The organism is Arthrobacter sp. NPDC080082 (assembly GCF_040686595.1).
Classification (GTDB): Bacteria; Actinomycetota; Actinomycetes; order Actinomycetales; family Micrococcaceae; genus Arthrobacter.
Map to the genome: position 1 here is coordinate 187,616 of NZ_JBFBKQ010000004.1, position 24,476 is coordinate 212,091.

General features: G+C 69.3%; 20 protein-coding genes. 5 read left to right on the forward strand and 15 right to left on the reverse strand.

Translation table 11 applies throughout. The annotated features are described in order from the left end of the window. Nucleotides 1–70: 70 nt before the first annotated feature. The 3 genes from AB0O44_RS09905 to AB0O44_RS09915 are packed head-to-tail and all read right to left on the reverse strand — an operon-like array spanning nt 71 to nt 5,190. The gene (locus AB0O44_RS09905) at nt 71–1,627 is read right to left on the reverse strand and encodes an FAD-dependent oxidoreductase (protein WP_364136939.1); all 1,557 of its coding nucleotides are present in this window, start codon (nt 1,625–1,627) and stop codon (nt 71–73) included. Next, nucleotides 1,624–3,795, reverse strand: a complete 2,172-nt coding sequence (locus tag AB0O44_RS09910) for a molybdopterin oxidoreductase family protein (RefSeq protein WP_364136941.1) — start codon at nt 3,793–3,795, stop codon at nt 1,624–1,626. Before AB0O44_RS09910 ends, AB0O44_RS09905 begins: the two co-directional genes overlap by 4 nt. Further along, nucleotides 3,796–5,190, reverse strand: a complete 1,395-nt coding sequence (locus AB0O44_RS09915; protein ID WP_364136943.1) for an MFS transporter — start codon at nt 5,188–5,190, stop codon at nt 3,796–3,798. A 285-nt stretch (nt 5,191–5,475) separates the two neighbouring features. Here AB0O44_RS09915 and AB0O44_RS09920 point away from each other — a divergent pair, with 285 nt between their 5' ends. Further along, on the forward strand, nt 5,476–6,885 hold the full coding sequence (locus AB0O44_RS09920; protein ID WP_364136945.1) for an MFS transporter: 1,410 nt from the start codon (nt 5,476–5,478) through the stop codon (nt 6,883–6,885). Between the two features lie 131 nt (nt 6,886–7,016). Here the strand turns inward: AB0O44_RS09920 and AB0O44_RS09925 are convergent, their stop codons facing one another. From AB0O44_RS09925 to AB0O44_RS09935, 3 genes are all read right to left on the reverse strand, one after another. Beyond that, entirely contained in the window at nt 7,017–7,748 is a 732-nt protein-coding gene (locus AB0O44_RS09925) for a glutamine amidotransferase (protein ID WP_364136947.1), read from the reverse strand. 33 nt (nt 7,749–7,781) lie between these two features. Continuing rightward, nucleotides 7,782–9,614: a biotin carboxylase N-terminal domain-containing protein gene (locus AB0O44_RS09930; protein ID WP_364137313.1), complete on the reverse strand. Its 1,833-nt coding sequence runs from the start codon at nt 9,612–9,614 to the stop codon at nt 7,782–7,784. Nucleotides 9,615–9,747: 133 nt separating this feature from the next. Beyond that, nucleotides 9,748–10,425, reverse strand: coding sequence for a nucleoside triphosphate pyrophosphatase (locus AB0O44_RS09935; protein WP_364136949.1), 678 nt, complete (start codon nt 10,423–10,425; stop codon nt 9,748–9,750). 245 nt (nt 10,426–10,670) lie between these two features. Between AB0O44_RS09935 and AB0O44_RS09940 the strand changes: the two genes are divergently transcribed. Continuing rightward, a complete protein-coding gene (locus AB0O44_RS09940) occupies nt 10,671–12,128 on the forward strand; it encodes a DUF222 domain-containing protein (RefSeq protein ID WP_364136951.1) in 1,458 nt (485 codons plus the stop codon). Nucleotides 12,129–12,181: 53 nt separating this feature from the next. Here the strand turns inward: AB0O44_RS09940 and AB0O44_RS09945 are convergent, their stop codons facing one another. The 5 genes from AB0O44_RS09945 to AB0O44_RS09965 form a co-directional block, all read right to left on the reverse strand. Then, a complete protein-coding gene (locus tag AB0O44_RS09945; protein WP_364136953.1) occupies nt 12,182–12,487 on the reverse strand; it encodes a transcriptional regulator in 306 nt (101 codons plus the stop codon). Then, entirely contained in the window at nt 12,480–12,950 is a 471-nt protein-coding gene (locus AB0O44_RS09950; protein WP_364136955.1) for a hypothetical protein, read from the reverse strand. Before AB0O44_RS09950 ends, AB0O44_RS09945 begins: the two co-directional genes overlap by 8 nt. A gap of 245 nt (nt 12,951–13,195) precedes the next feature. Continuing rightward, entirely contained in the window at nt 13,196–15,736 is a 2,541-nt protein-coding gene (locus tag AB0O44_RS09955) for an MMPL family transporter (RefSeq protein WP_364136957.1), read from the reverse strand. Nucleotide 15,737: 1 nt separating this feature from the next. Next, on the reverse strand, nt 15,738–16,439 hold the full coding sequence (locus AB0O44_RS09960; RefSeq protein ID WP_364136959.1) for a TetR/AcrR family transcriptional regulator: 702 nt from the start codon (nt 16,437–16,439) through the stop codon (nt 15,738–15,740). Between the two features lie 38 nt (nt 16,440–16,477). Further along, complete coding sequence (locus tag AB0O44_RS09965; protein WP_364136960.1) at nt 16,478–16,852, reverse strand: YbjQ family protein; 375 nt, start codon at nt 16,850–16,852, stop codon at nt 16,478–16,480. 179 nt (nt 16,853–17,031) lie between these two features. On the opposite strand from AB0O44_RS09965, the gene AB0O44_RS09970 reads away from it, so the two are divergent. Then, nucleotides 17,032–17,604 (forward strand): hypothetical protein, encoded by a 573-nt coding sequence (locus AB0O44_RS09970; RefSeq protein WP_364136962.1) that lies wholly within the window; start codon nt 17,032–17,034, stop codon nt 17,602–17,604. Between the two features lie 90 nt (nt 17,605–17,694). Here AB0O44_RS09970 and AB0O44_RS09975 read toward each other — a convergent pair whose 3' ends face one another. Then, nucleotides 17,695–19,152 (reverse strand): dicarboxylate/amino acid:cation symporter, encoded by a 1,458-nt coding sequence (locus tag AB0O44_RS09975; RefSeq protein WP_364136964.1) that lies wholly within the window; start codon nt 19,150–19,152, stop codon nt 17,695–17,697. Between the two features lie 183 nt (nt 19,153–19,335). On the opposite strand from AB0O44_RS09975, the gene AB0O44_RS09980 reads away from it, so the two are divergent. Continuing rightward, entirely contained in the window at nt 19,336–19,695 is a 360-nt protein-coding gene (locus AB0O44_RS09980; protein ID WP_290258465.1) for a VOC family protein, read from the forward strand. Between the two features lie 23 nt (nt 19,696–19,718). On the opposite strand, the gene AB0O44_RS09985 is transcribed toward AB0O44_RS09980, so the two are convergent. From AB0O44_RS09985 to AB0O44_RS09995, 3 genes are read right to left on the reverse strand one after another with little or no spacing between them, the layout of a single operon-like run. Next, nucleotides 19,719–21,419, reverse strand: coding sequence for a DUF885 domain-containing protein (locus AB0O44_RS09985; RefSeq protein WP_364136966.1), 1,701 nt, complete (start codon nt 21,417–21,419; stop codon nt 19,719–19,721). A gap of 50 nt (nt 21,420–21,469) precedes the next feature. Then, nucleotides 21,470–21,703 carry an acyl-CoA carboxylase subunit epsilon gene (locus AB0O44_RS09990; protein ID WP_290258463.1) on the reverse strand — a complete coding sequence of 78 codons (234 nt, stop codon included), beginning with the start codon at nt 21,701–21,703 and terminating at the stop codon, nt 21,470–21,472. Further along, complete coding sequence (locus AB0O44_RS09995; RefSeq protein WP_364136968.1) at nt 21,700–23,283, reverse strand: acyl-CoA carboxylase subunit beta; 1,584 nt, start codon at nt 23,281–23,283, stop codon at nt 21,700–21,702. Before AB0O44_RS09995 ends, AB0O44_RS09990 begins: the two co-directional genes overlap by 4 nt. Before the next feature lie 256 nt (nt 23,284–23,539). Between AB0O44_RS09995 and AB0O44_RS10000 the strand changes: the two genes are divergently transcribed. Further along, on the forward strand, nt 23,540–24,442 hold the full coding sequence (locus tag AB0O44_RS10000; protein ID WP_364136970.1) for an NAD(P)-dependent oxidoreductase: 903 nt from the start codon (nt 23,540–23,542) through the stop codon (nt 24,440–24,442). The last annotated feature ends 34 nt before the right edge of the window (nt 24,443–24,476 follow it).

A 24,476-nucleotide genomic window follows, 5' to 3' on the forward strand; every position in this document is an offset into this window, starting at 1 on the left:
GTCATAAGCTACCAGCTGTTCAGGCCGGTCTCAGGTTCGCGACGTCGGCGCACCCCCACCGGGCCGCTCCCTACGCCACCGCCGCCTGGAAGTGCTTTTCGATCAGGCCCCTGATCTCGTCGTGGCAGCTGCCGCAGCCGGTGCCGGCGCGGGTGGTCCCGGAGACCTCGGCAACTGTCGAGCATCCGGAGGAAACGGCTGAAGCAATGGCTGTTCCGCTGATCCCGGCGCAGCGGCAAACGGTCCGCGCCGGGTCGTGGGCGGCCTGCGAGGTATTAGCCTCCGGACCGTCCAGCCTGAGCAACAGCGACCGGTCCGCCGGTAGTTCCGCACCGCGTTCGAAGAGCTGCACCAGCTCGGCCGCGGTGCGGGGCATCCCGACGGCCACCAAACCCTCAAGTACCCCGGCGCGGGTGGACATTTTGACGTAGCGGCCGTGCTCGGGGTCGGCCCATTGCGAGACCTGCAGCCGTGGCCGGTCCGTGGCCGACCCGGAACACAGCGCCTCCTCGTCCCAAGGATCCGCGGTGACGTCACCGGCCACGGCCATGGTCAGCCCGCGCGCCTTGAGCACCACCACGGCTGGCTGTTCCGAAGGTAGCGGCGGCATCGCCTGAGCCTCCGCAAGAGCACCGGACGCCAGCAGAGTGAGGTAGCCGGCCAGCCACTCGGCCTGGCGCCATCCCGGCCCCACCAGTCCGGACGGTCCGCGGGGAACCCGGCAGTCCACGCAGTCCGGATCGGGGCAGCGGACCTCCGCGCAGTCCCCGACGGCGAAGACGTGCGGCTCGTGGTGCGCGCGAAGCCGGTGGTCCACCAGGATGCCGGCCGCCGTCGGCAGCCCGCAGCCCTCCGCGAGCTCAACGCGGGGCCGCACGCCGCAGGACAGCACCAGCAGGTCCCCGTCGATCGCGGAGCCGTCGTCCAGCAGCAGCGCGGAGAAGCCGCCGTCGTCGTCCGTCTCCACGCCCACGGATCGAGCATTGCCGGCCATCCGCACCCCGCAGTTCCGCAGCGATGCCGCCAGCACGGCCCCGCCGCCGCGGTCGATGCTGCGGCCCAGCGGGAACGGGCCATTGTGCACCACGGTCACGGTGGCGCCCTCCTCGGCGGCGGCCAGGGCGGTTTCCAGGCCCAGGACACCGCCGCCTAGGACCACCACGCGTTTGCCGCCGGCCACCGCTGCGTGCAGCGCCGCCGCATCACCCAGGTCGCGTAGCGCGGTCACCCCGGGCGGAAGGGCGGGCCGTCCGGGATCCGGGTTCAGCCCGGTGAGGTTGGGAATCACGGGCCGGGCGCCGGTGGCGAACACCAGCCGGTCATAGCGCGGGGTGCTGCCGTCGCTGAGCAGGAGCAGGCGGCGGGCCCGGTCCACCCGGCGGACCCGCACGCCCAGCCGGACGTCGACGCCCGCGGCCACCAGGGACGCCGCATCGGCAAGGGCCAGGGCGTCCGCGCTGGTCCGGCCGACGCCCAAGTCCGCCACCAGCACCCGGTTGTAGGCGGCCACCGGTTCCTCGCCGACCACGGTCAGCTCCACCACCCCGGACGCCACCGCCGGCAGCAGTTCATCGACCAGCCTCGCCGCAACCGGGCCGAAGCCCACCACCACAACACGCTCGCTCATGAGGCACCTTCACTCTGCAGGGCCACGGCGGGCGCTGCGGCAGCAATCGGCCGCACCCACACCTGGCTGGTCTTGAATTCCGGCATCCCGGAGACGGGGTCCGTTACGGCCTCCGTGAGCCGGTTCGCGCTCTCCACCCCGGCGAAATGGAACGGCAGGAACACGGTTTCCGGGCGGATGTCCGGGCTGACGTCGGCGCGGCACAGCACCTCACCGCGGCCGTTCGCCACGAGCACCAGGCCGCCGTCGTCGATGCCCTGCGCCGCGGCGGCCGAGGGATGCAGCTGCAGCCGCGCCTCGGGCCGTGCGTCCACCAACGCGGGCACACGCCGGGTCTGGGCTCCCGACTGGTAATGCTCCAGCCAGCGTCCGGTCACCAGGGTCATCGGGGCGCCCCCGTCGCCGGAACCCGCGGAACCTGCGGAACCGGCCGAGTCGGCGGACGGCGTACGACGCCGGGGCGTCACCGGCGTGAACACCGCACGTCCGTCGGGATGGGCGAAGGCATCCAGGAACAACCGCGGCGTCCCGGCGCTGCCCGCGGGATACGGCCAGTAGGCCTCCTCGCCGCGGTCCAGCATCGCGTAATCGATCCCGGAGTAGTCTGCCGGTCCGCCGGCGGAGGCCCGGCGGAGTTCCTCGAACACCGTCTCCGGGTCCTCGCTGAAGGTCGACGGCGCGTCCAGCAACTCGGCCAGCCGGGCCATGATCCACAATTCACTGCGGACCCCGGCCGGGGGAGTCACGGCCCGGCGGCGGCGCAGCACCCGGCCCTCGAGGTTGGTCACCGTACCCTCCTCCTCGGCCCACTGGGTCACCGGCAGGATCAGGTCCGCCTCGGCCGCCGTCTCGGAGACGAAGAAGTCGCAGACCACCAGGAAATCCAGCCGACGCAGGCCCGCGGTCACGGCGTTCGCATCCGGGGCGGACACCGCAACGTTGGCGCCGTGCACGAAGAGGCAGCGGACGCCGTCGGGCTGTCCCAGGGAGGCAAGGAGATCGACGGCGGGGACCCCGGGACCCGGGATCAGCGCCTCGGGAACTCCCCAGACGCCCGCGACGTGGGCCCGCGCCGCGGGGTCGGTGATCTTCCGGTAGCCGGGCAGCTGGTCCGCCTTCTGGCCGTGTTCGCGCCCGCCTTGTCCGTTTCCCTGGCCGGTCAGCGTTCCGTAGCCGCTCCGGGCCGAACCCGGCAGGCCCAGCAGCAGGGCCAGGTTGATCGCGGCGGTGGCGGTGTCCGTCCCGTCCACGTGTTGTTCCACGCCGCGGCCGGTCAGGACGTAGCTGCCGCCGCGGCGCGCACCGTCGGCCAGCCGCCGGGCGGTCTCGCGGACCAGGCCGGCCGGCACTCCGGTGAGGGACTGCACCCGCTCGGGCCAGAAGCCAGCCACGCTGGGGGCTAGGGCCGGGTAGCCGGCCGTGCGCTTGGCGATGTAGGCGTGATCCGCCAGGCCCTCGTGGATCACCACATGTGCCAGCCCCAGCAGCAGGGCGAGATCGCTGCCCGGCAGCGGCTGCAGGTGCAGTCCGGCGCCGTCGGACGTCAACGCGGCCGTCGCGGAGCGCCGCGGGTCGACGACGATCAGGCCGCCGGCGTCGCGCGCCCCGCGCAGGTGCTGCACGAACGGGGGCATCGTCTCCGCCACGTTGGAGCCCAGCAGGAGCACGGTCGACGCACCGTCCAGGTCGGCCACCGGGAACGGCAGCCCACGGTCCAGGCCGAACGCGCGGATCCCGGCCGCCGCGGCGGAGGACATGCAGAACCTGCCGTTGTAATCGATCCGCGAGGTCCCCAGCCCCAGCCGCGCGAACTTGCCCAGCTGGTACGCCTTCTCGTTGGTCAGCCCGCCGCCGCCAAACACGCCGACGGCGTCCGGGCCGTGGGCGCCCCGGGTCTTCCGAACCGCGGTGGCGATGAGGTTTAAGGCGGCATCCCAGTCGACCGGCCGGTGCACGCCGTCGGCGCCCCTGAGAAGCGGTTCGGTGACCCGCCCGGGGTGCTCGAGCAATGACGTCGAGGTCCAGCCCTTCCGGCAGAGCCCGCCACGGTTGGTAGGAAACTCCCTGCCGGTCACCTCGAGCGGGACCTCCGCGGCCCCCGGCACGGTCAGCGTCATGGCACACTGCAGGGCGCAGTACGGGCAGTGGGTCGCGGCGCCGTCGGCCATCTAGACGTGCCCCTTGCCGTGCCGGGCGGGGCGCAGGTAGCAGGCCCAGCACACGGCCAGCATCAGGACGTAGGCCGCCACGAAGCCGTAGAACGCCGGCGTGTAGGAGCCGGTGGCGGTGTTCGCGGCGTTGAGTACCTGCGGGATCACGAAGCCGCCGTAGGCGCCGATCGCCGAGATCAGCCCCAGCGCCGAGGATGCCAGTTTCTGCGTGGCCGCCGGAGCGGCCCCGGTGCGGGCGGCGCGGCTGTGCAGTGCGAAGATCACCGGAATCATCCGGTAGGTGGCGCCGTTGCCGAAGCCGCTGGCGGTGAAGAGGGCCAGGAACAGGACCAGGAAGAGCCAGAAGTTCTTCAGCGGCAGCGTCCACACCACGGTCAGGGTGATGGCGGCCATCGCCGCGAACGCGGCCACGGTCATCCGCGCCCCGCCCAGCCGGTCCGCCATCCGTCCGCCGTAGGGCCGCGCCAGGGATCCCACCAGCGGGCCCAGGAAGGCCAGGGACAGCGCCACGGTTCCCACCCCGAAGGAGGAGAACGCCGGGAAGTAATCCTTGATCAGCTTGGGAAAGACGCCCGCGAAGCCGATGAACGAGCCGAAGGTGCCGATGTACAGCAGCGCCATCACCCACAGGTGGGGTTCCCGGACCGCGGCGAGGGAGCCGGCCACGTCACCCTTGGCGCTGGTGAGGTTGTCCATGTACTTCCAGGCGCCGAATGCCGCCAGCAGGATCAGTGGCACCCACATCAGCCCGGCCACGGGCAGGTTGATGGTGCCGGCGGCCAGCAGGGTGACGGCGACCGGGACGGCCAGCTGGGCGACGGCGGCGCCCAGGTTTCCGCCGGCGGCGTTCAGGCCCAGCGCCCAGCCCTTTTCCCGGGCCGGGTAGAAGAAGCTGATGTTCGCCATCGAGCTGGCGAAGTTGCCGCCGCCGAAACCGGCCAGGGCGGCCACCAGCAGCATGACGCCGAACGGGGTGCCCGGGTTGGCCACGCAGAACGCCAGCCCGGTGGAGGGGACCAGCAGCAGGAGCGCCGAGACGACCGTCCAGTTTCGGCCGCCGAAGCGCGGGACCATGAAGGTGTACGGGATGCGCAGGGTCGCTCCGACCAGGCTGGGCATCGAGATGAGCCAGAAGATCTCATTGGTGGAGAAACGGAAACCGGCCGTCGGTAGCTGCACGACTACGATCGACCAGAGCTGCCAGACCACGAAGCCCAGGAACTCCGCGAAGATGGACCAGTTCAGGTTCCGCCGGGCGATCCCACGCCCCACCGACTCCCACTGGGCCGGGTTCTCGGCGTCCCAGTTGGCGATCCAGCGGCCGGGCCGGTGTTCCAGGGCGGGAACGGTCGGGGGAGTGAGGGTGGCGGTGTCTGCGGTGCGTTCTGTCACGGGGACCTCCTTGGGGATGTTCCCTCAAAGCTAGGGAGGCCGCATTTCCGGGACGCTCGCCGAATGTAAACGTGCTGTGACGTTTGCCTATCCGGGGCTCAGTCAGGGCGTGAGACCCCGGCGGCATCGCGGTCCAGTCAACCCCTGATCCGGGCGACACGCAGATGTCCAAATAGTGAAATAAATGTCCAACTCGTGGACAGTGCCGCGTAATATGGCAGATATATTCCACTCCTTTGCCGGACGGCCCCCACGGGCCACCGGTCTTGATGAAAGCGTTCTCACATGTCACCCACCGCCATGTCGACGGAGCATGGATCCGCCAAGCAGGTGAACTCGCGCGGCCGCGTGATCGTTGCCAGCCTGATCGGCACCACCGTCGAGTTCTACGACTTCTACGTCTACGCCACGGCCGCCGTCCTGGTCTTCCCGAAGCTCTTCTTCCCGGGCCAGAACGAGACCACCCAGCTCCTGAGCTCCTTCGCCGTCTTCGGCGTCGCGTTCGTCGCCCGTCCGCTCGGCTCGATCGTCTTCGGCCACTTCGGTGACAAATTCGGCCGCAAGGGCACCCTCGTGGCCTCGCTGCTCACCATGGGCATCGCCACCTTCCTGATTGGCTGCCTCCCCACCGCCCTGGTTCCGGGCTGGGAATTCTGGGCGCCGGCACTGCTGGTGGTCATGCGCTTCGCCCAGGGCCTGGCCCTCGGCGGCGAATGGAGCGGCGCCGCGCTGCTCGCGACGGAGAACGCCCCGGCCAACAAGCGCGCGATCTACGGAACGTTCCCGCAGCTGGGCGCGCCGATCGGCTTCATCATCGCCAACGTGCTCTTCCTGGTCTTCAGCTACACCCTGAGCCCGCAGGCCTTCAGCGACTGGGGCTGGCGCGTGCCGTTCCTGGTCAGCGCCGTCATGGTCATCATCGGCCTGTACGTCCGGCTGAAGCTGATCGAAACGCCCGCCTTCACCAAGGTGCTGGAGAGCAACGAGGTCGCCAAGCTGCCGTTGGGCCGGGTCTTCAAGACCAGCTGGCGCCCGCTGATCCTGGGCACCTTCATCATGCTCGCCACCTACGTGCTCTTCTACCTGATGACCACGTTCACGCTGACCTACGGCACCAAGCCGACCCTGGCCGGCGCGCAGGCCGCCGCGGAGAAGGCCGGCAAGCCGATGAGCGAGGCCGCCGCGGCCGCGTTCGTCCCGGGCCTGGGCTACTCCCGCAACGACTTCCTCTGGATGCTGATCGCCGGCGTCGTGTTCTTCGGCATCTTCACCCTGGTCTCCGGCCCGCTGGCCGAGAAGTACGGACGCCGCAAGATGCTGCTCGCCGTCACCACCGGCATCTTCGTCTTCGGCCTGCTCTTCGTGCCGCTGTTCAGCGCCGGGTTCGCCGGTGCCATGGGCCTGCTGATCATCGGCTTCTCCCTGATGGGCCTGACCTTCGGACCGATGGGTGCGCTGCTGCCGGAGCTCTTCCCGACCAACGTCCGGTACACCGGCTCCGCCATCAGCTACAACGTCTCCTCCATCCTGGGTGCGGCCGTGGCTCCGTTCATCGCCGTCTGGCTGTGGGAGTCCGCCAAGGGCAGCCCCGTCCTGGTGGGCATCTACCTCTCGGTCATGGCCGTGCTGACGCTGATCGCGCTGTTCATCAGCCGCGAGACCCGCGATCTGGACTACGAGAACAACGTGGCCTGACGCTCCTCCCCGGTTACTGCGGCAAATGCCCGGCGTGTACACCCGACACGCCGGGCATTTCCGTGTCCGGGGAGGGTGCGGTGGGCGGTAACCGGGGAGGAGCGTACGACGGCGGCGGCCTCCTGGGCGGGCTAGCGCGCGTACCGCTCCACGAAGTTGCGCAGGATGGCCATCGGCTCGGTCACGTTGTGGCTTCGGGCCTGGGCCATGAGTTCCTCGGCGGATTCCGGCGGGAAGTAGCCGGCGTGCCGGTAAATATCGATCCGGGTGGTGAGGCCGTCGGCGTCGAGCTCCGGATGGAACTGGGTGGCATAGAGGTTGGACCGGATCCGGAACATCTGCACCGGGCAGGTCTCGGAGCTGGCCAGCAGCACCGCGCCGCCGGGCAGCACGGTGCAGGCCTCCTTGTGCCCGACGAACGCGGTGAATGATTCCGGCAGTCCGCGCAGCAGCGGGTCCTGCCGGCCCGCGTCGGTCTGGCTGACGGTCACTCCGCCCAGCCCCTCGCCGTAGGTCCGGTCGATGACGGCGCCCTGGTGCAGGCCCAGGGTACCGACGCCGTAGCAGGCGCCCAGGAACGGGAAATCCTCGGCCACGATCCGGTCCAGCAGGGCGAACAGGTCCTTTTCCACCCGGTGCTGGACGTCGGTTTTGTCCTCCGCGGGGTCGCTGGAGGTGAACGGGCTGCCGCCGACAATCACGCCCGAGTACCGCTCAAGGTCCAGAGTTGGCAGGGGCGCGGCCTCCATCCGGATCCGATGCAGCCCGGACTCGGCCAGCCCTGTGTAGCGCAGGTAGGCGAGATATTCGTCGTCGGCGGCGGCGTCCTCCGCGCGGGAGGCGAGCAGCAGGAAGGGCTTCACAGACCTAAGTCTGCACCGCCGCCGACGCGGCCGCTATTCGGCGCTCTCGCCATCCTCGATCATGGCGATCACGGCACCGGCGGAGACAGTCTCTCCGGCGGAGGCGGACAGGCCGATGACGATGCCGGCGCGGTGCGCGGTCAGCGGCTGCTCCATCTTCATGGCTTCCAGCACCACCACAAGATCGCCCTCGGCGACGCGCTCACCCTCGGCGACGGCCACCTTGACGATGGTGCCCTGCATGGGGGAGGTCAGGGCGTTGCCGCCGGCTGCCGCCGTGGGACCGGCGGCGCTGCGGGAGCGCTTCTTGGCCTTGGCGGGCTTGCCGCCGCCGCTGACGGTTCCGAGCGATGCCGGCAGCACAACTTCCATCCGTTTGCCGCCGACCTCGACGACGACGCGCTGGCGTTCGCCGGCGTCAGCCGCCTCAGCGGTAGCGCCGCCCGGGGTCCAGGCGGGGATGTCGTTGACGAACGCGGTCTCGATCCAGCGGGTGTGGACCTTGAACGGGCCCTCCGCCGGGGCGAAGTCGGGGTTGCTGACGACGGCCAGGTCGAACGGGATGACGGTGGGTATTCCCTCGACCACCATCTCCTCGAGGGCGCGGCGGGAGCGCTGCAGGGCCTGCTCGCGGGTGGCGCCGGTGATGACCAGCTTGGAGAGCATGGAGTCGAAGTTGCCGCTGATGACGTCGCCCTGCTCTACGCCGGAGTCGATGCGGACGCCGGGGCCGGTGGGGTTTTTCAGCGCGGTGATGGTGCCGGGGGCGGGCATGAAGTTTCGGCCCGGGTCCTCGCCGGTGATGCGGAATTCGATCGAGTGGCCGCGGACCTCGGGATCGCCGTAGCCGAGCTCCTCGCCGCGGGCCAGCCGGAACTGTTCGCGGACCAGGTCGATGCCGGTGACTTCCTCGGAGACGCAGTGCTCCACCTGAAGGCGGGTGTTGACCTCGAGGAAGGAGATGGTGCCATCCTGGCCGACCAGGAATTCGCAGGTGCCCGCGCCGAGGTAGCCGGCCTCTTTAAGGATGGCTTTGGAGGATTCGTAGAGGCGCTGGTTCTGCTCGTCGGTGAGGAACGGTGCGGGGGCCTCTTCGACCAGTTTCTGGTTGCGCCGCTGCAGTGAGCAGTCACGGGTGGAGACGACGACGACGTTGCCGTGCGCGTCGGCCAGGCACTGGGTTTCGACGTGGCGGGGAGCGTCGAGGAAGCGTTCGATGAAGCATTCGCCGCGGCCGAAGGCTGCGGTGGCCTCGCGGACGGCGGATTCGAACAGTTCGGGGATTTCCTCGCGGGTGCGGGCGACCTTGATGCCGCGGCCGCCGCCGCCGAAGGCCGCCTTGATGGCGACCGGGAGGCCGAACTTGTCGACGAATTCGAGGATTTCCTCGGCGGAGCTGACGGGGTCGGCGGTGCCGGGAACCTGGGGCGCACCGACCTTTTCGGCGATGTGCCGGGCCTGGACCTTGTCACCGAGGGCGGAGATGGCCTCGGGGGAGGGGCCGATCCAGGTGATGCCGGCGGCGATGACCTTTGCGGCGAACTCGGCGTTCTCGGCCAGGAAGCCGTAGCCGGGGTGGACGGCGTCGGCGCCGGAGCGCAGGGCCACCTCGATCAGCTTGTCCATGACCAGGTAGGACTCGGCCGCAGTGTTGCCGCCGAGCGCGTAGGCCTCGTCGGCGAGCTTGACGTGCAGCGCGTCGCGGTCCGGATCGGCGTAGACGGCCACCGAGGCCAGGCCTTCGTCACGGGCGGCGCGGATGATGCGCACCGCGATCTCGCCGCGGTTGGCGATCAGCACCTTGCTCAGGCGACGGGTGCCCGGCAGGGTTGAGGCGGGCGCGGACTGGACGGACTGCTCCGAAATAGCTGACAAGGCGTCTCCTTCTTTCCTTCACGGAGCCTAGCGCGGTTTTGTGGGTTCCGCCGAGATTCCTTGCGGATCCCGCGCGTAAACCGCTATTCCTTTGTGGGGTTCCTACAAGGCCATGCGAATTGCCTCACTCGGCGCGGACCTCCGCGGGATTCGCGGCGCCGCCAGTCCACAGCTGTGTGACGTTGACTCCCGCCTGGGCCAGGAGGCCGCGGAGGGTGGAGATGGAGAGCCCGACGACGGTGTGCGGGTCGCCGTCGACCTTGCGGATGAACGCCCCGCCGTAGCCGTCGATGGTGAACGATCCGGCGCAGAGGAGCGGCTCCTCGGTGGCAATGTAGGTGTCGATCTCCGCCTCACTCATCTCCATGAAGTGCACCTCGGCCGAGGCGACGGAGCCGAGCGTCGCACCGGAACCGGTGCCGCCGTCGTCGTCCGCTTCGTCCGTGTCCCGGCAGTCGACCAGCCAGTGGCCGGTGTGCAGGATGCCCATACTGCCGCTCATCCGGAGCATGCGTTCCTTGGCGACCTCGGGGGTGTAGGGCTTGCCGTGGGCTTCGCCGTCGAATTCGAAGACGGAATCGCAGCCGATCACCAGGGCGCCCTCCGCCTCGGGCAGCGACGCGACCGCCTCGGCCTTGGCGCGGGCCAGGAGGAGGGCGGTGTCGTGCGGGTCGGTTACGCCGTAGCGGGCCTGGACGGCGTCCTCATCGACGTCCGAGACGAGAACGGTGTGCGCGATGCCGGCGTTGCTGAGCAGCTTGGTGCGGGCGGGGGACTGGGAGGCGAGGATCAGACGGGTCACGGAACCAGCGTAGTTCCTCGGGCTGACAGTGTGGCGGGTTCGGTGGGTATCCGGTGGGGTGCGGGCTTGGTCGGGGCGGCCGCCGCGCATCAAAGCGCAGCGGACGACGACGGTGCGTGGCCGAGGACGGCTTCCGGCCGCGTGGCCGCATGACCGTCGTCAGGTCTCAGCCACTGCGGCGGGGGTTCGACGTTATGGCGGGGGGCGGCCTTATATTGTCAGACCCCTCCAATTGAATTGGTTTTATGGAAGGCAGTCGGAAGCTTTTCGAGGAGTCAGTCGGCGCGGTCCCCCCGGTGGTGGGGGACGCGGCGGCGATCGTTGATGAGCTCCGGGTGCTGGAGGACCGGAAGTCGGCGATCGCGGCCCGGCAGGCGAGGTTGGCAATGGCGTTGGATCTGGTCCGGCGGCGGGAACAGGCCGCTCTTGGCTTGCCCGCGGACCAGCTCGGTGCCGGGGTGGGGGCGGCGGTTGCGTTGGCGCGGCGGGAATCCCCGGCCAAAGGCTCACGGCTGCTGGGTCTGGCCCGGGCGTTGGTGACGGAGATGCCGCGCACCCTGGCCGCCCTCGACACCGGGCGCCTGAACGAATGGCGCGCCACCCTGCTGGTCCGCGAAACCGCCTTCCTCGACTCTGCTGACCGTGCCGCGGTGGATGAGGAACTCGCCGCCGACACCGGGACCTTCGACGGCGTCGGCGACCGTGCCATCATCTCCGCCGCCAAGGCCGCCGCCTACCGGCACGACCCGAGATCCGTCACCCAACGGGCAGCCCACGCCGAAACCGAACGCAGTGTCAGTCTCCGACCGGCCCCGGACACCATGTGCTACCTCACCGCTCTGCTCCCCGTCGCCGCCGGAGTCGCCGCCTACGCGGCCCTGACCCGGCACGCCGACACCGCCCGCGCCACCGGAGACCCACGATCCCGCGCCCAGCTGATGGCGGACACCCTGGTCGAACGCATCACCGGCACACCGGGCGGGATCACCGGCATCGAGGTTCAGCTCGTTATGACCGACCGGACCCTCCTCGCCGGAGACAGTGAACCCGCCAGGCTTGCCGGCTACGGCATTGTGCCGGCCGGATGGGCCAGGAAACTCGTGGCATCGGGAGGGAAGAGAGCCGGTGTAAGTGAACCGTCTCAACCGAAGGGGACGCACAGGAACGCCGCCGGCACCGCTCCCAACGGCAAGGGGTTCGAGGTCTGGATCCGGCGGCTCTACACCGCGCCCGGCACCGGCGAACTCGTCGGCATGGACTCCCGGGCCCGGCTCTTCCCCACCGGGCTGCGCCGGTTCATCGTAATCCGCGACGACACCTGCCGCACCTCCTATTGCGACGCGCCCATCCGGCACCTGGACCACGTCGTTCCCTGGTACCGCGGCGGAGAGACCACGGCAGCCAACGGCGCCGGACTTTGCGAGGCCTGCAACCACACCAAAGAAACCCCCGGCTGGACCGCCCGATCGGCAGACAGAGCCCGGACCGATGGCAGACCGTCAGAGGGTCGCCACGCCTTTGAACTGATGACGCCCACCGGCCACACTTACTCGTCGATTGCCCCGGTGCTTCCCGGTACTGCCGCGAGGGCGCGAACCGCGGCAGCGGAGGTTCCGATGCGGTCGGGCAGGGGTGAGAGCCCCGGGCGAAGGAAGGAGCTCAAGAGATACCGCGGAGCCGACGCCGTTCCACGGGCAGGGTAGAAGGGATGTTCGGGCGGGGCGCCGCGGGGTGGGTCCTCGTCACCCTGCGGACCTCAGCCCGAGGTACCCGCGATGTCCTGAAGGGCCCGGACATGAGCCCCGAACGCTTTCCGGCCGACCGGGGTGAGTCCCACCCAGGTAAGCCGGCGGGCGTCGCTGCGGGCGGCCGAGGCCGACTTGGTGGTGCTGGCGTACCCGGCGTCGGTGAGGGCTTTCAGATGCTTGGACAGGGTCGCGTCGGAGACTCCCAGGGTGTCCCGCAGAATCGCGAAATCCATCGTGTCGACCGGGCGCAGGAGTCCGCAGATCCGAAGCCGCACCGGGGCGTGGATGAGCTCGTCGAAGCGTGCCTCAGCCACGGCGGAGGTGCTCCAGTGCGGAACGGAAGGCAGCCCCGGACAGCCACATGACGGCCCCGAACGCAGAGAGGCTGGTCAGAGCCACGGCCCAGGCAGCGCCAAGGGAAACCAGGGCCAAGGACACCGAGAACAACGCGAGGCATGCCACCAGGATGACTGCGAGCAACACGGTGGCCCGCGGACCCAGGGTGCGGAACCGGATGCCCGTCTCGCGGCGGATGAGATGAACGATGATGAGGACGGCTACAAGGCCCAGCCAGCCGGACGTCGGCGGCTGGTAGCCCGCGCCCGGAGTTGTCGCGGCCGCGGCGGAGACCCACCAGGCTGCGCAGGCTCCGAGAGCGGCCATAAGCGTGGTGGGAACCCGGACGCTATCAGCGAGGACATTCCGGTCGGAGCCCAGTTCGGCAAGGAGCGCGTTGGCGTCCTCAGGGGACGGAAGCGGGCGTGAATGATTTTCCATGATGGAAAGAGTAATAAATAACTTTCTCAGACGGCAAGTTAATTGTTGCCGCAGGCCCGTGCCGTGCAGACGAGGAGATGGTCATCAGGCAGGGAAGACTTCCCGGAATGACGACCGCCGCCCGCCGATCACGCGGATCGACGGGCGGCGTTCGTTGGTCGGCATCCGAGCGGCGGCATTCGCTGGGCGGCGACAGCCGCGGTGCGCAGGCGCCGTCGGGGAGCGGGACCCGCTCGGGGACCTCGTTACCGCACGGCGACCCCGGCGGGCTCGGACTCGGCGGCCTCACCGTCGGCGTCGGCCTTGCGCAGCTTGGCACCTTCGACGTCGACGTCCGGGAGAATCCGGTCCAGCCAGCGCGGCAGCCACCACGCCTTGCTGCCCAGCAGGTACATGACCGCCGGGACGATCGTCATGCGCACCACGAACGCGTCCACCAGCACGCCGAACGCCATTGCGAAGCCCAGCGGCCGGACCATGTTCAGGTGCGAGAAGATGAAGCCGGAGAACACACTCACCATGATGATCGCGGCGGCGGTCACCACGGCGGCCGCGTGGCTGAAGCCGGACCGGACCGCGTGCTTGGCGGTCTCGCCGTGCATGTAGGCCTCACGCATGCCGGAGGTAATGAACACCTGGTAATCCATCGCCAGGCCGAACAGCACGCCGATCAGGATGATGGGCAGGAAGCTCAGCACCGCGCCCGGATTCTCCACACCGAACACGGACCCCAGCCAGCCCCACTGGTACACGGCCACCACGGCGCCGAACGCCGCCGCGAGCGAGAGCAGGAAGCCGCCGGTGGCCAGCAGCGGAACCACCACGGAGCGGAACACCAGCAGCAGCAGGATCAGCGAGAGCCCCACCACGATCGCCAGGTACGGCGGCAGCGCGTCGCCCAGCTTGGTGGAGACGTCCACGTTGCCCGCGGTCTGGCCGGTCAGGCCGATAGACACCCCGGTCTGGTCCTTGATCTGGCCCTTCTCGGCCCGCAGATCGGCCACCACCTGGACGGTGCTGGCGCTGGCCGGACCCTCCTTCGGCAGCACCTGGAACACGGCGGTCCGGCGGTCCTCACTGAGGGCCAACGGCACGGCGGCGGCCACGTTCTCGGTCTTCCGCAGGATGTCGGCGACGTCGAACTGCTTGGCCTGCGCGGCGGCCGCGTCCAGGCCCTCGGGGAGGTCGCCCACCACGATGATCGGCCCGGTCATGCCTTCGCCGAAGCTGCGCTTGGTGACGTCGTAGGCCTTGAACGCGGTGGAGGCCACCGGTTCAGAGCTGGCGTCCGGCAGGGCGAGCCGCAGCTGGCTGGCCGGCAGCGCCACGACGCCCAGCAGGATCACGCCGGCCAGGAGCGCCAGCCACGGGTGCTTGGTGACGACGCCGCCCCAGCCGTGGCTGCCGCGGTACTCGTCCCGCTCCCGGTCCTCCGAGTCGTGGCCGGGGTCGGCGTTGTGCCGTTCGGCCTTGGCCCAGGCCCGCTTCGAGATCAGCTTCCGGCCCACCAGCGAGAGGATGGCCGGCGTCAGCGTCAGGGCGACGACGACGGCGACAGCCACCGTGGCGGCGGCGGAGAGGCCCATCACGGCCAGGAACGGCAGCCCGGGCACCACCAGGGCGGCCAGGGCGATGATGACGGTCAGCCCGGCGAACATCACTGCGTTGCCGGAGGTGCCGGTGGCGAGTGCCACGGACTCCTCCGTGTCCATGCCGGAGAGCAGCTGGCCGCGGTGCCGGTTGACGATGAAGAGCGAGTAGTCGATGCCGACGGCGAGCCCCAGCATCAGGGCCAGCATCGGCGAGATGGAGCTCATGTCCACGGCGCCGCTGAGCGCGAAAGTCCCGCCGACGCCGACGGCCACACCCACGATTGCCATCAGCAGCGGCAGTCCGGCGGCCACCAGGGTGCCGAGCATGACGATCAGGACCAGAGTGGCGACGGCGATGCCGATGACCTCCGCGGCGCCGAAGAGTTCCGAGATGTCCTCGCTGATTTCCTTACTGGGCAGGGCGGTGACATTGGCGGCGGAGACCTCGTTGACGATGTCCTGGACCTGCTGGCGGACCTCCGGCTTCAGGCCGTTGATCGAGGTCTTGAACTGCACCTGGGCGATCGCGGCCTTGCCGTCCTCGGAGACAAACCGGAGACCCTTGGAGGCCTCCAGCTGGCGCTTGCCGAGCGCGAGCTTGGCGTCGCCGGCGGCGAGGTCCTTGGTGCCGGCGTCGAGCTTCGCCTGCCCGGCTGCGAGGGCCGCCTTCTGCTGGCCGAGCTGGGCTTCGATGGCGGCATCCGGCAGGCCGGCGGCCTTCAGCTGGGCCTCGGCGGTGTCCAGCTTGGCCTTGCCGGCGGCCAACTCCGCTGCCGACGCGTCCAACTGGGCCTTGCCGGCGGCTGCCTGCTGCTCGCCGGCGGCCAGGTCGGTGCCTGCCTTGTCCAGCTGCGCCTGGGTGGTGAAAGGGTCCACGGTTCCCTGCACGTCGGGAATGGTTTTGAGCTTGGCCAGGGCGGCGGACACCGCGTCCCTGCCTGCCTGGCTGAACTGCGCGTCGTTGGCCTCGAAGACCACCGTGGCGGAGCCGCCGGAGGACGACGGCAGGTCCTTCTTGAGCTTGTCCGCCATCTGCTGGGTCTCGGTGCCCGGGATCTGGAAGTTGTTGCTGAGGGTGCCGTGGAAGGCGGCGGCGGCCCCGCCGACGGCCACCATGACGGCGAGCCACAGCGAAATGACCAGCCAGCGGTGGCGGTAGGAGAACTTGCCGAGGCGGTACAGCAGGAGTGCCATGTCAGAGCCGATCTGGGGAAGGGGTGGCGGTGGAAGCGGCGGCCGGGGCGGCCGCCGGGGAAGCGAATCCGGAGCCCAGCAGGCTCATGGAGTCAATAAGGAGCTGGCGGAGGGTGGACAGCGAGGCGGGGGAGAGGTCGCCGTGGCAGCGGTCGAACCAGAGGTCCATGGCGGCCTTCCCGCAGGCGATGACCGAGCTGGCCAGCGCCCGCAGATAGAGCTCGTCGAGCGCCCCGGCCGGGCCGGTGAAGCGGGACCGGGCGGCGTCGATGATCTCGGCGGTGCAGTGGTCCCAGGCCTCCAGTTCCGAGCGGTTCAGCTGCGGGTTGGAGAGGCCGAGCGTGTACAGCTCTGCCAGCGGGGCGATGGTCATGGGATCAGCGAGGGCCATCAGCGAGGCCTTGGCTGCCTCCAGGATGGGTTCGCTGACCGGTCGCAGCCGGAACTGCTGCAGCGCGGTGTCCAGGAAGCCGTGCGTGACCGAGGCGATGACAGCGTCGGTGCTGCCGAAGTAGTTGAAGAAGGTGCGGCGGGAGATTCCGGCCGCGTCGGCGATTTCCTCGACCGTGAAGTTGCCCGGGCCGCTGGCGCGCAGCAAGCCGAGGGCGGCGTCAATGATGGCCTGACGGGTGGCGGCCTTGTTCAGTTCACGCCGGGAGGGTGTGGCCGCGGGAGCGCCGGGACCGGTCGCGGATGGGGGCATGGAATTACACTAAGTGCATCTTTGCACTCCGGGCAACTTTATGACGGCGTCGTCAGCTGGATCGACTGTCCGGTGGCGCCCGGCTCGCCGCTGGTCAGCGGAATCGCGTAGACCGCCGTGCCGTAGGCGCAGATTTCGGACCAGTTGTTGGCCATGTGGGCGGTGTCGAAGCGCATCGCCACGATCGCATTGGCGCCGCGCTGGGCCGCCTCAGCCACCATTCGGGCCATGACCTCCTGCCGGCTCTCGTAGAGCACATCGGTCAATTCGCGCAGTTCTCCGCCCGCCAGCGAACGGAAGCCCGCCACCACCTGGGCGCCGACGTCGCGCGAGCGGACGGTAAGGCCCATGACCTCCCCGAAGACGGCGTCGATGCGGTGGCCGGGGATGTCGTTGGTGGTGACGATCAGCATGCCCTGAGCCTAACCAGTCATCAGCATTCACAGGAAGCTAAAAGGTTCCCAACAGCCCAAGCAGAAAAGGGCAGTACACACTGGAAGAGCGGCCGGTCCGTCGGCCACCATGGTTTCCGGGCCGCCGCACACCGTAAGACTGACACCGCCGTCGCTGACGGCAGACCAGGAGACATCGCATGTCACGTACCAAGAGAATCACGCTCGGCGTCTCGGCCACCGCCCTGGCCCTGGGCGCAGGCCTCGGGGTGGCCGGGATGGCTTCCGCCACCACCACTCCCGCCCCCAGCCCGAGCGCCAGCTCCAGCGCGCCCGCCGACGGCAGCACCACCAAGGGCGACGGCGACGGGATGCGCGGCGGCCACGGCCGCGGCGACCGCGAAGGCATGGCCGGCGTCAAGGCCGCGGAACTCGCCACCAAGCTGGGCATGGACAAGACCAAGGTGGTCGATGCCCTGAAGGCCTTCCGTGACGCGCACAAGCCGTCCACGCCGCCGGCCCAGGGCACCAAGCCGGACCGCGCCGCGATGGAGGCGGAGCTGGCCAAGTCGCTCGCCTCCTCGCTGGGAATCGACGAAGCCAAGGTCACCGCGGCGCTGGATGAATTGAAGTCCGAGGCCCAGGCCAAGCACGCGGCCGCGCTGAAGACGAAGCTGGACAAGGCCGTCAGCAGCGGCACCCTCACCCAGGCCGAGGCGGATGCCGTCACCAAGGCCGTCGAGAAGGGCGTCATCGGCGGCGGCGGACGCTGACCGAAAACGAAACGACGCCGATGAGGCGGGATTAAAAGAAAGGTCCCCGGGAGACATACCTCCCGGGGACCTTTCCTTGTGGCGGGTAGGTCAGGCCTTGCTGCCCACCAGGCGCCCGCCCTCGAACTCGTCGGCGTCGGCCTCGCGGCTGATGGCCGCGGCGGTCGGGTCGGAGCCCTCGGATTCGGCGTCGTCGTCGGCAAAGGGGTCACCGTTGCGCGGGGCGTTGTAGAGCGCCTCGTCCAGGATGCCCTGGCGCTTCGCGACGATCGTGGGGACCAGCGCCTGGCCGGCGACGTTGACCGCGGTGCGGCCCATGTCGAGGATCGGGTCGATCGCCAGCAGGAGGCCGACGCCGGCCAGCGGCAGGCCCAGCGTGGAGAGCGTCAGGGTCAGCATCACGACTGCGCCGGTGGTGCCGGCGGTCGCGGCGGAGCCCAGGACGGAGACCAGTGCGATCAGCAGGTACTGGCTGAAGTCCAGCTGGATGCCGAAGAACTGGGCCACGAAGATCGCGGACACGGCCGGGTAGATCGCGGCGCAGCCGTCCATCTTGGTGGTGGCGCCCAGCGGCACGGCGAAGGAGGCGTAGGCGCGGGGGACGCCCAGAGACCGTTCGGTGACGCGCTGGGTCAGCGGCAGGGTTCCCACCGAGGAGCGCGAGACGAAGGCCAGCTGCACGGCCGGCCACACACCGGAGAAGTACTGCTTGATGGACAGGCCGTGGCTGCGGATCAGGACCGGGTAGACCACGAACAGGACCAGCACCAGGCCGGCGTAGATGGCGAAGGCGAACTTGCCGAGCGAGCCGATGGTGTCCCAGCCGTAGACGGCGACGGCGTTGCCGATCAGGCCGACGGTTCCCAGCGGGGCGATCCGGATGATCCACCAGAGGACCTTCTGGATGACGGCCAGGGCGGAGGCGTTGAGGTTCAGGAACGGCTCGGCGGCCTTGCCTACCTTGAGCGCGGCGATGCCGACGGCGATCGCGATCACCAGGATCTGGAGGACGTTGAAGCTCACGGCCGTGGTGGCGGTGCCGTCGGCGACGGTGGTGCTGGCGCCCAGGCCCAGGAAGTTCTTCGGGAACAGGCCGATCAGGAACGCCCACCAGTCGCCGGACTTGCCGGTGTACTTGGCTTCCTGGGTGATGCCGGTGCCGGCGCCGGGCTGCAGCAGGACGCCCAGGCCCATGCCGATCAGCACCGCAATCAGCGAGGTGATCGCGAACCAGAGCAGCGTGTTCCAAGCCAGCCGGGCCGCGTTGGAGACGGCGCGGAGGTTGGAGATGGAGCTGACGACGGCGGTGAAGATCAGCGGGACGACGGCCGTCTGCAGCAGCGAGACGTAGCTCGAGCCGATGGTCTGCAGTGTGGCGCCGAGGGCGTTCGGGGCCGTCTTGGTGCTGCCCGTGTACTTCGCGAGCAGGCCGAGCCCCAGGCCGACGATCAGCGCGGCGATGATCTGGAAGCCGAACGAGCCGGCCCAGCGTGGCAGCCGAAAACCGGGCTTGCCTGCGGTTGCGGGGGTACTTGTCTGAGTGGTCACCCGAATACGCTAGGACCACGGCCCTTACCACGACGAACCAATGTTGAGAAATGTTACGCGGCAGATTTTGCGTTGTGCTTCGAAAAACCCTGCAACGACGCCGAAAGACTGCCCCATTGTGAAGTTATTCCGGCCCGGAGTGTGGTGATTGTCTCTCGGCAGGATGCGCCCTAGAGTGGCGCCATGGCTATCGCACGCTTTCCCGCCGTCGTCCTCGACTGCCCCGACCCCCGGGCCCTGGCGCGGTTTTACGGCGCCCTGCTCGACTGGACCATCGAGCAGGACGACGAGGGGTGGACCTCCATCCGCGCCGAGTACGGCGACTCGATCAATTTCCAGAAAGTGGAATCCTTCGTCCCGCCGCAGTGGCCGGGCCAGGAAATGCCGCAGCAGATGCACCTGGACCTGACCGTTGACGACCTCGACGCGGCCGAGGCGGCGGTGCTGGAGCTTGGCGCGACCCGGCACGAGCACCAGCCGGGGGAGACCTTCCGGGTCTTCCTGGACCCGGCCGGCCACCCCTTCTGCCTCTGCCTGAGCTGACCCGCAAGGCCGGCTCGGAATAACTAGCCCAGCAGCGCCCGCTTCAGCGTGTCCAGCCCGACCGACCCCATGTTCAGCGCCTTGGTGTGGAACGCCTTCAAGTCGAAGCCGGGGCGCGCTTCCAGCTCGGCCCGGATCTGCTCCCAGAGCCGCTGGCCAACCTTGTAGGACGGGGCCTGGCCCGGCCAGCCCAGGTAGCGGGTGAACTCGAACTTCAGCTGGCCCTCGCTGATCGGCAGGTTGGCCTTGAGGAACTCGAAGCCCTTCTCCGAGGTCCAGGTGCCGCTGCCCCAGCGCTCGGGGACCTCGAGCTCCAGGTGCACGCCGATGTCGAAGACCACGCGGGCCGCCCGCATCCGCTGCATGTCCAGCATGCCCATGTGGTCGCCCGGATCCTTGAGGTAGCCCAGTTCCTGCATCAGCTTCTCGGCGTACAGCGCCCAGCCCTCGCCGTGGCCTGAGGTCCAGCAGACGCTGCGGCGCCACTTGTTCAGCAGCTCGCGGCGGTAGACGGCGGTGGCAACCTGCAGGTGGTGGCCCGGGACGCCCTCGTGGAAGACGGTGGTGGTCTCGGCCCAGGTGGTGAAGGTGTCCTCGCCGGCGGGTACGGACCACCACATCCGGCCGGGGCGGCTGAAGTCCTCGGACGGGCCGGTGTAGTAGATGCCGCCCTCGTCGGTGGGGGCGATCCGGCATTCCAGGGTCTTCATGATGTCCGGGATCTCGAAGTGCACGCCGGCGAGATCCGCCACTGCCTTGTCCGAGAGTTCCTGCATCCATGCCTGAAGCGCGTCGGTGCCCTTGAGCTGGCGCGCCGGATCGTTGTTCAGGATCTCCTTGGCCTCTTCGATGCTGGCGCCGGGGCGGATCTGGTCCGCGACGCGCTCCTGTTCGGCGATCAGCCGGTCCAGTTCCTGCACGCCCCAGGCGTAGGTTTCCTCGAGGTCAACGGCGGCGCCGAGGAACTGGCGGGAGGCCAGGGCATAGCGTTCGCGGCCCACGGCGTCCTTGTCCGGGGCGACCGGCAGCAGCTCGGATTCGAGAAACCCGGCCAGGCGGGAGTAGGCCACGCGGGCGTCCGCGGCGCCGGCGTCGAGGTACGACTGCAGGTCTGCCGGAAGCGGGCCGTCATCGGTGCGGGCGCCGGCGGCGAGCTTGGCGAAGAAACCGTCTTCGGCGGCGTACTTGGTGGTCTGCTCGATGACGATCCGCACCTGGCGCGCGGCGGAGACCTTGCCGTCGGCCTTGGCCGCGCGGAGGGATTCGATGTAGCCGTCGATGGCGCCGCCGATGTTGTGCGCGCGGCCGGCGATGTGCTCCCAGTCCGTGGTGGTGGCCGTGGGCATCAGGTCGAAGATGGCCCGGATCTGCTGGGCCGGGGATTCGATGTTGTTCAACTGGGCCAGGCCCCAGCCCGACTCGTGGATTTCCAGTTCGAGGCCCAGGCGCTCGCGCATCGCGTCCAAGGTGACGGCGTCGACGTCGTCCTCCGGCTCCAGCCCGTCCAGGGCGTCCAGTGCCTCGCGGGCCGCGGCGGCGAACGCCTCGTGGCCGGCGGGGGAGAAGTCCGGGTACTCGGTCTCGTGGCCGGGCAGGCCCAGCTCGGTGGCGAAGCTCGGGTTGAGCCGGATCAGGGCGTCCGTGTACGCGTCGGCGACGGCGTCGATCCGGGTCTGCGGGCGGGCCGGCGTGCCGGCGGCGGGGGTGTTGGTTTCGATAGTCACCCGACCGACACTAGCCCGGCCCGCGCAGTTATGAAAGGGTTACTGAACTTTTAGCCGCGGCTGCGTTTCCACGAGCCCGGGCCGGGCTTGGGGGCCAGCTGCAGCTGCTGCCGGCGGATCCAGTGACGGGCGCTGGGCTGCTTCGCCTCCGCCGGCGCGCCGCTGCCCAGGGACAGGACGACGGCGGTAAGCGCGGCGAGTTCCTCCGCGGTGGGATCGCCTTTGACGACGGCCAGCAGGGGCTGCTCCGCCGGCGCGGCTGCGGGGTCTGGAGCGGCGGTCACAGCGGGATGTTCCCGTGCTTCTTGGCGGGCAGGCTGGCGCGCTTGTCCCGCAGCGCCCGCAGGCCCTTGATGATCTGCAGCCGGGTCTCCGACGGGGCAATCACGGCGTCGACGTAGCCAAGCTCGGCAGCCTGGTACGGGTTGAGGAGCTCCTCCTCGTACTGCCGGATGACCTCGGCGCGCTTGGCCTCGACGTCGCCGCCGGCCTCCGCCACGGCCGCCAGGTCGCGGCGGTACAGGATGTTGACGGCGCCCTGGGCGCCCATGACGCCGATCTGCGCTGTGGGCCAGGCGAGGTTCAGGTCCGCGCCCAGCTTCTTGGAGCCCATCACGATGTACGCTCCGCCGTAGGCCTTGCGGGTGATGACGGTCAGCTTCGGCACGGTGGCCTCGGCGTAGGCGTAGAGCAGCTTGGCGCCGCGGCGGATGATGCCCTGGAACTCCTGGTCCTTGCCGGGCAGGAAGCCGGGCACATCCACCAGGGTGATGATCGGGATGTTGAAGGCGTCGCAGTGCCGGACGAAGCGGGCGGCCTTCTCCGAGGCGGCGATGTCCAGGGTGCCGGCGAACTGCATCGGCTGGTTGGCCACGATGCCCACGGTGTGGCCCTCGACCCGGCCGTAGCCAATGATCACGTTGGGCGCGTAGAGGGACTGCATCTCCAGGAAGTGCGCGTCGTCGACGATCTGCTCAATCACCTTGCGCATGTCGTACGGCTGGTTGGCCGAGTCCGGGATGAGTGCATCCAGGGCGAGGTCATCGTCGTCGATCTCGAGTTCCTGCGCGTGCTCCAGCACGGGGGCCTCGGCCAGGTTGTTCGAGGGCAGGAAGTCCAGCAGTTCGCGGACGAACTCGACGGCGTCGGCCTCGTCGGCGGCGAGGTAGGTGGAGGTGCCGGTGTTGGCATTGTGCTGGCGCGCGCCGCCCAGGGTCTCCATGTCCACGTCCTCGCCGGTGACGGTCTTGATTACGTCGGGGCCGGTGATGAACATGTGCGAGGTCTTGTCCACCATGACCACGTAGTCGGTCAGGGCGGGGGAGTAAGCCGCACCGCCGGCGGAGGGGCCCATGATGAGGGAGATCTGCGGGACGACGCCGGAGGCGTGGACGTTGTTGCGGAAGATGTCCGCGAACATGGCCAGCGAGGCGACTCCTTCCTGGATGCGGGCGCCGCCGCCGTCGAGGATGCCGACCACGGGGCAGCCGTTGCGCAGCGCGAATTCCTGGACCTTGACGATCTTCTCGCCGTTGACCTGGCTGAGGGATCCGCCGTAGACGGAGAAGTCCTGGCTGTAGACGGCGACCGGCCGGCCGTCGACGGTGCCGTAGCCGGAGACCAGCCCGTCGCCGAGGGGCTTCTTCTTCTCCATGCCGAACGCGGTGGAGCGGTGCACGGCCAGGGCATCGAACTCCACGAAGGAGCCGGCGTCGAGGAGCAGGTCGATGCGCTCGCGGGCGGTGTTCTTGCCGCGGGCATGCTGCTTGGCGATGGCTTCGGGGCCGGAGGGCTGCTCGGCACGGGCCTGGCGGTCGCGGAAATCGGCAATCTTTCCCGCAGTCGTGGTCAGATCGTGGCTCATCAGGTGTCTCCGGCTCTGTTGTTCTGTGCTGACGTTCTCTGTCGGTCGTGGGCGTTAGCCCGGGCCCGTGCGGGGAATTCGCCGTTTAGGTGAATCCACACAAAAGCGGGGCCGTTGTGGCAAGTCTAGTAACGGTATTCGAGCTTGCCGCTGTAGAAACCCTACAATTTTCGACCGAATCCGCGGCGGGTGGGGCCGTACGGCACACGGGAAAAAGGGGATGTTACTGGCGGGTAACATCGGTTAGGGTAGTGCCATGACTTCCAGCAATGACGCTTTGGACACCTCCGCCGCCCAGCGGCCGGGCCCCTACCGCGCCACCGGGTCCCTGGCCGGCCGGACCATCCTGATGTCCGGCGGCAGCCGCGGCATCGGCCTGGCCATCGCCCTGCGCGCCGCCCGGGACGCGGCCAACATCGCCCTGCTGGCCAAGACCGGCCAGCCGCACGCCAAGCTGGAGGGCACTGTCTACACCGCCGCCGAGCAGATCGAGGCGGCCGGCGGCCGGGCCCTGCCGCTGGTGGGGGACGTGCGCAACGACGGCGACGTCGAGGGCGCCGTGACGTCCACGGTGGAGCGGTTCGGCGGGATCGACATCGTCATCAACAATGCCTCCGCGATCGACCTGTCCAAGACCGACACCGTGGACATGAAGCGCTACGACCTGATGCAGGACATCAACGTCCGCGGCACGTTCCTGCTGAGCAAGCTGTCCCTGCCGGCACTGCGCGAGTCCGAGGCCGGCCAGATCCTGACCCTCTCGCCGCCGCTGAACCTGGACCCCAAGTGGGCCGGCCTGCACCTGGCGTACACCATGGCCAAGTACGGCATGAGCCTGACCACCCTGGGCCTGGCCGAGGAGCTCAAGGTGGACGGCATCAGCGTCAACTCGCTCTGGCCCTGCACGCTGGTGGACACCGCCGCCATCCGCAACATGCCCGGCGGGGACCGCATTGTCCGCGGTGCCCGCGGCCCGGAGATCATGGCCGACGCCGCGCACGCCATCCTCACCGCGGGCAACGCCATCCCCGAGTCGGGCAGCTGGAGCGGAAACTTCTACACCGACGAGCAGGTCCTCAAGGCCGCCGGCGTCACGGACTTCACCCCGTACAGCATGGGCGCCCCGGAGGATCAGCTGGTTCCTGACATTTTCCTCTGAGTTCCCCGACCATGCCGCCGGTGACGGGCTGTCA